Origin of the sequence: Aeromonas sp. R2-3 (assembly GCF_040908375.1) — a bacterium.
Classification (GTDB): Bacteria; Pseudomonadota; Gammaproteobacteria; order Enterobacterales; family Aeromonadaceae; genus Aeromonas; species Aeromonas veronii.
In genome coordinates, this window is sequence record NZ_JBFODP010000008.1 from 68,690 (window position 1) to 76,064 (window position 7,375).

Here is a 7,375-nt window from a genome sequence, read left to right on the forward strand (position 1 = left end):
GCCAATTGTACGAGAAAGGGTAAGTCTTTAAAAGCAATACGGCCGCCCCGTATACTGTGGCAAATTCCTCTCTCTGGAGCCGTCTCTTGCTGCTACGTATTTTTACCCTCACCTGCCTGCTGTTGCTGGCCGGTTGTGCCACCACCCAGCCCCAGCGTGACCAGGTGAACTGGAACCAGGAGCGGACCCGCCTCGAGCAGCTGACCCACTGGCAGCTATCCGGCAAGATGGCCATCATCACGCCACAGCAAAAGGGCAGCGCCCGTCTCAACTGGCAGCAGGATGGGGAGGATTATCGCCTCAACCTCACCAGCCTGATCGGCACCAGCATTCTGGAACTCTCCCGCAGCAAGGGGGAGATCACCCTGCTCGACAGCGACGGCAATCGCCACCAGAGCCAGGATGCCGAAGCACTCATCTATCAACTGACCGGCTGGAATATTCCGGTTGCGGGATTGCCAGAGTGGATCAAGGGGCTGCCGGGTCAGGCGGAATTTGAACTCAACCCCGACAGCAGTCTGGCCAGCGTGCGCGACGGCCAGTGGCAGATCGTCTATGGCGATTATCGGGATCAGGATGGCTACCGCCTGCCACACCAGCTGACCATGACCGGCCAGAACAGCCGCCTCAAGCTTCAGATCAACCAATGGACTCTTGCACGTTAATGGCTTCCACACGCTGGCCGGCACCGGCCAAACTCAACCTGTTTTTACACGTCAATGGCCGTCGTCCCGATGGCTATCACGAGCTGCAGACCCTGTTTATCTTCCTCAACCACAGCGACTGGCTCGAGTTTGAGGTGATACCAAATAGCGACACACTCACCCTGACGCCGGCTATTCCCGGGGTGCCGGATGAGCAGAATCTGATTATTCGGGCGGCACACCTGCTGCAAGCAACCCTGCCGAGCCCGCAAGGTGCCCATATCCGGCTGGAGAAAGTGCTGCCCATGGGGGGCGGTATTGGCGGCGGTTCGTCCGATGCAGCAACCACGCTGGTGGCGCTTAACCACCTCTGGCAAGCGGGTTTGAGTGAAGATGAACTGGCAGCGCTTGGCGTCCAGCTGGGGGCCGATGTGCCGGTCTTTGTCCGTGGCCGGGCGGCCTTTGCCGAAGGAGTGGGCGAGCGGCTGCAACCGGTCGAACTGCCCGATGCCTGGTATCTGGTGCTCAAGCCCGATTGCCATGTAGCGACCGCGGCCGTATTCCAGGATCCGGAGCTGCCGAGAGCCACGCCTAAAATGGCGCTGGACAACCTGCTGGAAGGCGAGTGGAAAAACGATTGCGAATCACTGGTGAAAAAGCGCCACCCCGAGGTTGCCAATGCGCTCGGCTGGTTGCTAGAATACGCGCCGTCAAGAATGACGGGCACAGGAGCCTGCGTCTTTGCTCAATTTGAAGACGAAGTGACTGCTCGGGAAGTGTTGGCCTGCGTGCCGAAGGGACTTGATGGGTTTGTCGCCAAGGGCGAGAACATATCACCTCTCTTCTCCACATTGCAACAGTTCAAATGATTGGGGTATCGCCAAGCGGTAAGGCAGCGGGTTTTGATCTCGCCATTCCTAGGTTCGAATCCTAGTACCCCAGCCAATTTTACCGAACGGTATTGATGATGATTAACGTGGCCGGTTTTGCACTCGGCCACGGATTCGGGTTACCGGTATCATCACATTCATTGGGCAGCAGACACCTTGTACGTTATCTTGATAAATCGTTTGCCCCAAAACGATAGGGTCTGATTTCAGACTCCCCCACATACTGGATGCAACCCCGAGGTTTCAAACCGTGCCTGACATGAAGCTGTTTGCTGGTAACGCAACGCCGGAACTAGCCCAGAAGATCGCAGATCGCCTGTTTATCAAACTCGGCAATGCTGCCGTAGGTCGCTTTAGCGACGGCGAGATCAGCGTACAGATCAATGAGAATGTACGTGGTGGCGATATCTTCATCATTCAATCCACCTGTGCCCCGACCAACGACAATTTGATGGAATTGATCGTCATGGTGGATGCTCTGCGTCGTGCTTCAGCTGGCCGTATCACTGCCGTTATCCCCTACTTTGGTTATGCCCGTCAGGACCGTCGCGTCCGCTCCGCCCGTGTACCCATCACCGCCAAGGTTGTCGCTGACTTCCTCTCCAGCGTCGGTGTGGATCGCGTGCTGACCGTTGACCTGCATGCCGAGCAAATTCAAGGTTTCTTCGATGTTCCGGTAGACAACGTGTTCGGTAGCCCGGTGCTGCTGGAAGACATGAAGTCCAAGAACCTCGAGTCTCCTGTCGTTGTCTCCCCGGACATCGGTGGCGTCGTGCGTGCCCGCGCCATCGCCAAGCTGCTGGATGACACCGACATCGCCATCATCGACAAGCGCCGTCCCCGCCCGAACGTCTCCCAGGTCATGCACCTGATCGGTGACGTTGCCGGCCGCGACTGCATCATCGTTGATGACATGATCGACACCGGCGGCACCCTGTGCAAAGCCGCAGAGGCCCTGAAAGAGCGCGGTGCCAAGCGTGTATTCGCCTACGCTACCCACCCGGTCTTCTCCGGTTCCGCCGTCGAGAACATCAAGAACTCCGTGATCGATGAACTGATCATCACCGACTCCATCCCGCTCACTGCGGAGATGAAAGCGGTCGGCAAGGTCAAGCAGCTGACTCTGTCAACTGTACTGGCCGAAGCCATTCGTCGCATCAGCAACGAAGAGTCCATCTCTGCCATGTTTGAGCATTGATAGATTCAGCAATAACGAAAACCGCCATCAGGCGGTTTTCGTCTTTCTGGACCTTCTCTTTCCAACTTTCTGCTATCTGGTACGACCCTGCCCCCGGCAGGCTTAAGGATTTACCCATGAATTGCTTGCGTCCCCTCCTGCTCGCTACCCTCACCTCCGCCCTGTTCGCCTGTCAGCCCGCCAAAGAGAACCCGCCCTTCGTGCTGACCCTGGCTCACATGAACGACACCCACTCCCAGTTTGATCCGGTCAATGCCGAGATCAAAGGGCAGATCTTTGCCCAGCAGGGGGAGACGGACACCCTCTATACCCGCTTTGGCGGTTATCCGCGCCTGCTGACCATGGCGAAAGCCTATCAGGCCGAGGCGCTGGCCAAGAACCAACCCTTGCTGCTGCTGCACGGCGGCGATGCCTGGCAGGGCAGTGGCTACTTCAAACTCAACGAGGGGATGGCCAACGCCGAGTTGCTGAGCCAGTTCGGCCTCGATGCCATGGCGCTGGGCAACCACGAGTTCGATCTGGATAACCAGAAGCTGGCCCGCTTCATCGAGGGGGTCAACTTCCCGGTGCTGGCCGCCAACCTCGACACCAAGGCCGATCCGGCCCTCAGCAAGGCTGACAACCTCAAGCCCTTCGTGGTCTACGCCTTTGACGGCAACCAGAAGAGCCCGGTCACCGATCTCGACAACCTGCCACAAGGCAAACAGCTGGTCGCCGTCATCGGTCTGGTACTGGAAGACATGGGCAATATCGCCCCCAACGTCGGCAAGCTGCGCTTTGGCAAGGAGGTCGCCTCGGCTCAGGCCACGGTCGACATGCTGCAAGCCAAGGGGATCCATCAGATCGTGGCGCTCACCCACATCGGCAACGAGCGGGATCTGGCGCTGGCGGCCAAGGTAAACGGCCTCGATGCCATCGTCGGCGGCCACTCCCACAGCCTGCTCGGCGATTTTCGCAATATCGGCTGGGGCAAGACCGGCGATTACGCCAAGCTGGTGACCAATCCGGATGGCATCGGCAAAACCTGCGTGGTGCAGGCAGGCTCCTACGCCCAGGCCATCGGTCTGGCACAGGTAACCTTTGACAGCCAGGGTCAGGTGACCGACTGCCAGGGCCACAATAGCCTGCTGGCCAGCCGCGACTTCTTCGCCGATGCGGCGCGCAAGCAAGCGCTCGACGATGCCCGGAGCAAAGAGGCAAGCCAGTTTGTCGACAACCAACCCAATCTGGTCACCGTGGATGAAGATCCGCGCCTGCGCGGCATCATCGACAGCCACTACAAACCGGCGCTGGAGAAAGCCTACGGCCCGGTGATCGGCACCATCCCCGAGCAGCTGCAAAATGCCCGTCGCCCCGGTGACAACGGCAGCGACAGCCATGGCTCAGATGTAGCGCCGCTGGTTGCCGAAGGGGAGTTCTACTGGGCCAATACCCCAGCAGTGCAAGCCCTGACCGGCGGCCCGGTCGACTTCGCTCTGGTGGCGGTGGGCGGCGTGCGCGCCGACCTGCCCGCTGGCGAATGGCGCGAGGGTGATAGTGCCCTCACCCTGCTGCCGTTCAAGAACCAGCTCGCGGTGCTAACCCTGACTGGCGCCGAGGTACGCGCCCTGCTGACCGAGACCATCACCGCCACCCTGCCCGCCAGCGCCCATGCCGGCAAGTTCCCCTATGGCGGCCACCTGCGTTACACCTTCCAGGAGACCGATGCAGGCAAAGCGGGCACCCTGACCCAATTGCAGCGCAAGACCGCAAGCGGCGAGTGGCAGGATCTGGTGGATAGCCAGCACTATCGGGTGGTGATGAACGCCTACAGCGCCAACGGTAACGATGGCTGGCAGGCACTGGCCAATGCCCAGCGCCACCAGAGCGAGCGGGTCGATATCGCCAGCGTCAATGGCAAGCTGACCGCCTTCCCTGTGCTGAAGGTGGCACAAAACGGTGAACTGCTCGGCGCCGTCTATGCCCCGGGCCAGCCCCTCGATTGCAAAGCCAGCGGCGTGGATTGCGGCACCGATGCAGCGTCTTTCGTGGAGTATGTGCGCGATGCCCGTCCCACCCTGACCGCACTGGATGAAGAGACCGTCACCCTGCTGCGTACCAAATAACGACGGTAGTCAACCGGGCACAATCCATCGGTAAACTGAAACGGGCCTCTTGCAAGAGGCCCGTTTGCCCACCGTTAACCACCCATTGGCCGCAATAATGCTGCAAATCCCGCCATAACATGCGCATTGGTTGAGTGATCGCCACTCGGCGGCTAGAATATTGCGTCCTATTGCCCTGGGTAGTGTGCCCACGGCAGCTGCGAGTGAAGACATCAAGCGTGACAAGCGAAATCAAACTGATCGTCGGACTGGGCAACCCCGGCCCGGAATATGCCAAGACCCGCCACAACGCGGGCGCCTGGTATGTGGAGCAACTGGCCCGCTGGCACAATGTCAGCCTGCGTGAAGAACCCAAGTTCTTCGGCCATACTGCCCGCATCCTGGTCGAGGGGCAGGATGTGCGGCTGCTCATCCCGAACACCTATATGAACCTCTCTGGCAAGGCGGTGGCCGCACTGGCGCGTTTTTATCAGATTGAACCGGAAGCGATACTGGTTGCCCATGACGAGCTGGACCTGCCGCCAGGCATCGCCAAGTTCAAGCAGGGTGGTGGTCACGGTGGCCATAACGGCCTCAAGGACATCATCGCCAAGATGGGCAACAACAATAACTTCTTCCGGCTGCGTCTCGGGATCGGCCATCCCGGCAGCAAAGAGCAGGTGGCAGGCTTCGTCCTGACCAAGGCCCCCAGCAGTGAACAGAACCTGATCGACGCCGCGCTGGACGAGTCCCTGCGCGCCACCGACATCCTGTTCAAACAAGATATGACCAAGGCCATGAATCGCTTGCACAGCTTCAAGGCGGAAAAGGGTTAGGTCGGTTTGACCCTGTACGGGCATTGTGCCGGTACATGAGCAACGGCCAGAACAAGCATGACATGGGCCGCCTGCGGGCGACCCCCAACAGCATCCATCAAGTAAGGTAACAATCCATGGGTTTTAAATGCGGTATCGTGGGCCTGCCCAATGTAGGCAAATCCACCCTGTTCAACGCGCTGACCAAGGCCGGTATCGAAGCCGCCAACTTCCCGTTCTGCACCATCGAGCCGAACACAGGTGTGGTGCCGATGCCGGACCCGCGCCTCGATCAGCTGGCTGCCATCATCAATCCGCAGCGCGTTGTGCCGACCACCATGGAATTTGTGGACATCGCCGGTCTGGTTGCCGGTGCCTCCAAGGGTGAAGGTCTGGGTAACCAGTTCCTGGCCAACATCCGTGAAACCGAAGCGATCGGCCACGTTGTGCGCTGCTTCGACGACGAGAACATCATTCACGTTGCCGGCAAGGTCTCTCCCGCTGACGATATCGAAGTGATCAACACCGAGCTGGCCCTGTCGGATCTGGACGCCTGCGAGCGCGCCATTCACCGTCAGTCCAAGCGCGCCAAAGGCGGCGACAAGGATGCCAAGCTGGAAGTGGAAGTGCTTGAGAAGATCAAGATTGCGCTGGAAAACGGCCAGATGATCCGCGGCATGAAGCTGGATAAAGAAGAGCTGGCCGCCGTGAGCCACCTCAACTTCCTGACCCTGAAACCCACCATGTATATCGCCAACGTGGCGGAAGATGGTTTCGAGAACAACCCCTATCTGGACAAGGTGCGTGAAATCGCTGCCGCCGAGAACGCGGTCGTGGTCGTGGTCTGCTGCGCCATCGAAGCGGACATCGCCGAACTGGACGATGAAGATCGCGCCGAGTTTATGGCTGACCTGGGCATCGAAGAGCCGGGCCTGAACCGCGTTATCCGCTCCGGCTACCAGCTTCTCAACCTGCAGACCTACTTCACCGCCGGTGTGAAAGAGGTTCGCGCCTGGACCATTCCCGTCGGCGCCACGGCCCCGCAAGCGGCTGGCAAGATCCACACTGACTTTGAAAAAGGCTTTATTCGCGCCCAAACCATCGCCTTTGAAGACTTTATCAACTACAAGGGTGAGCAAGGCGCCAAGGAAGCGGGCAAGATGCGCGCTGAAGGGAAAGATTACATCGTCAAAGATGGCGATATCATGAACTTCCTGTTCAACGTCTAATCCCATGACAGGCCAGCATTTGCTGGCCTGTTTTTTATCTGCCATTGCCTGGGCAATAATGGCAATGTCTTAAAAAAAAGCAGATTGTTGGGCTTTTGCGCAACAGAGACCAATAACTGGTCAAACGCACTCAAATTGCGTTTTTCTGGCAAAAAAAGGGTTGACGCCCCAGAGCCAGATACGCATAATTCGGCCCGCACGGTGACGAGGTAACGACTCACCGGAAGCAAGGTTGGCTATGTAGCTCAGTTGGTTAGAGCATCGCACTCATAATGCGGGGGTCACAGGTTCGAATCCCGTCATAGCCACCATCTCTAGTTGGGGTATCGCCAAGCGGTAAGGCAGCGGGTTTTGATCTCGCCATCCCTAGGTTCGAATCCTAGTACCCCAGCCATTTTTGAAAGGTGTTTGATAGTTTCTGTCAGGCATCACTGTTGGGGTATCGCCAAGCGGTAAGGCAGCGGGTTTTGATCTCGCCATCCCTAGGTTCGAATCCTAGTACCCCAGCCATTTTT

Annotated in this window: 6 protein-coding genes and 4 tRNA genes; all 10 read left to right on the forward strand. The window is 58.7% G+C overall.

The features are described 5' to 3' along the window. The first annotated feature begins 86 nt into the window (after window positions 1–86). The gene (gene lolB / locus AB5Z02_RS03460; protein ID WP_005353907.1) at window positions 87–665 is read left to right on the forward strand and encodes a lipoprotein insertase outer membrane protein LolB; all 579 of its coding nucleotides are present in this window, start codon (window positions 87–89) and stop codon (window positions 663–665) included. Further along, window positions 665–1,513: a 4-(cytidine 5'-diphospho)-2-C-methyl-D-erythritol kinase gene (gene ispE, locus AB5Z02_RS03465; protein WP_368215282.1), complete on the forward strand. Its 849-nt coding sequence runs from the start codon at window positions 665–667 to the stop codon at window positions 1,511–1,513. Before lolB ends, ispE begins: the two co-directional genes overlap by 1 nt. A gap of 1 nt (window position 1,514) precedes the next feature. Next, a tRNA-Gln gene (locus tag AB5Z02_RS03470) sits at window positions 1,515–1,589 on the forward strand. Window positions 1,590–1,784: 195 nt separating this feature from the next. Next, window positions 1,785–2,732: a ribose-phosphate pyrophosphokinase gene (locus AB5Z02_RS03475; protein ID WP_005343846.1), complete on the forward strand. Its 948-nt coding sequence runs from the start codon at window positions 1,785–1,787 to the stop codon at window positions 2,730–2,732. Between the two features lie 116 nt (window positions 2,733–2,848). Continuing rightward, on the forward strand, window positions 2,849–4,837 hold the full coding sequence (locus AB5Z02_RS03480; RefSeq protein WP_368215283.1) for a bifunctional UDP-sugar hydrolase/5'-nucleotidase: 1,989 nt from the start codon (window positions 2,849–2,851) through the stop codon (window positions 4,835–4,837). Window positions 4,838–5,055: 218 nt separating this feature from the next. Further along, window positions 5,056–5,652, forward strand: coding sequence for an aminoacyl-tRNA hydrolase (pth, locus tag AB5Z02_RS03485; RefSeq protein WP_058059203.1), 597 nt, complete (start codon window positions 5,056–5,058; stop codon window positions 5,650–5,652). Between the two features lie 116 nt (window positions 5,653–5,768). Further along, complete coding sequence (gene ychF, locus AB5Z02_RS03490; RefSeq protein WP_100653192.1) at window positions 5,769–6,860, forward strand: redox-regulated ATPase YchF; 1,092 nt, start codon at window positions 5,769–5,771, stop codon at window positions 6,858–6,860. A gap of 234 nt (window positions 6,861–7,094) precedes the next feature. Further along, window positions 7,095–7,171, forward strand: a tRNA-Met gene (locus AB5Z02_RS03495). A gap of 8 nt (window positions 7,172–7,179) precedes the next feature. Then, window positions 7,180–7,254 (forward strand) — tRNA-Gln (locus AB5Z02_RS03500). 41 nt (window positions 7,255–7,295) lie between these two features. Continuing rightward, window positions 7,296–7,370: transfer RNA gene (locus AB5Z02_RS03505), tRNA-Gln, on the forward strand. Window positions 7,371–7,375 lie beyond the last annotated feature (5 nt).

Coding starts and splice junctions, on each gene's coding strand:
- ychF (WP_100653192.1), top strand. CDS start 5,769: ATGGGTTTTAAATGCGGTATCGTGGGCCTGCCCAATGTAGGCAAATCC.
- AB5Z02_RS03480 (WP_368215283.1), top strand. CDS start 2,849: ATGAATTGCTTGCGTCCCCTCCTGCTCGCTACCCTCACCTCCGCCCTG.
- ispE (WP_368215282.1), top strand. CDS start 665: ATGGCTTCCACACGCTGGCCGGCACCGGCCAAACTCAACCTGTTTTTA.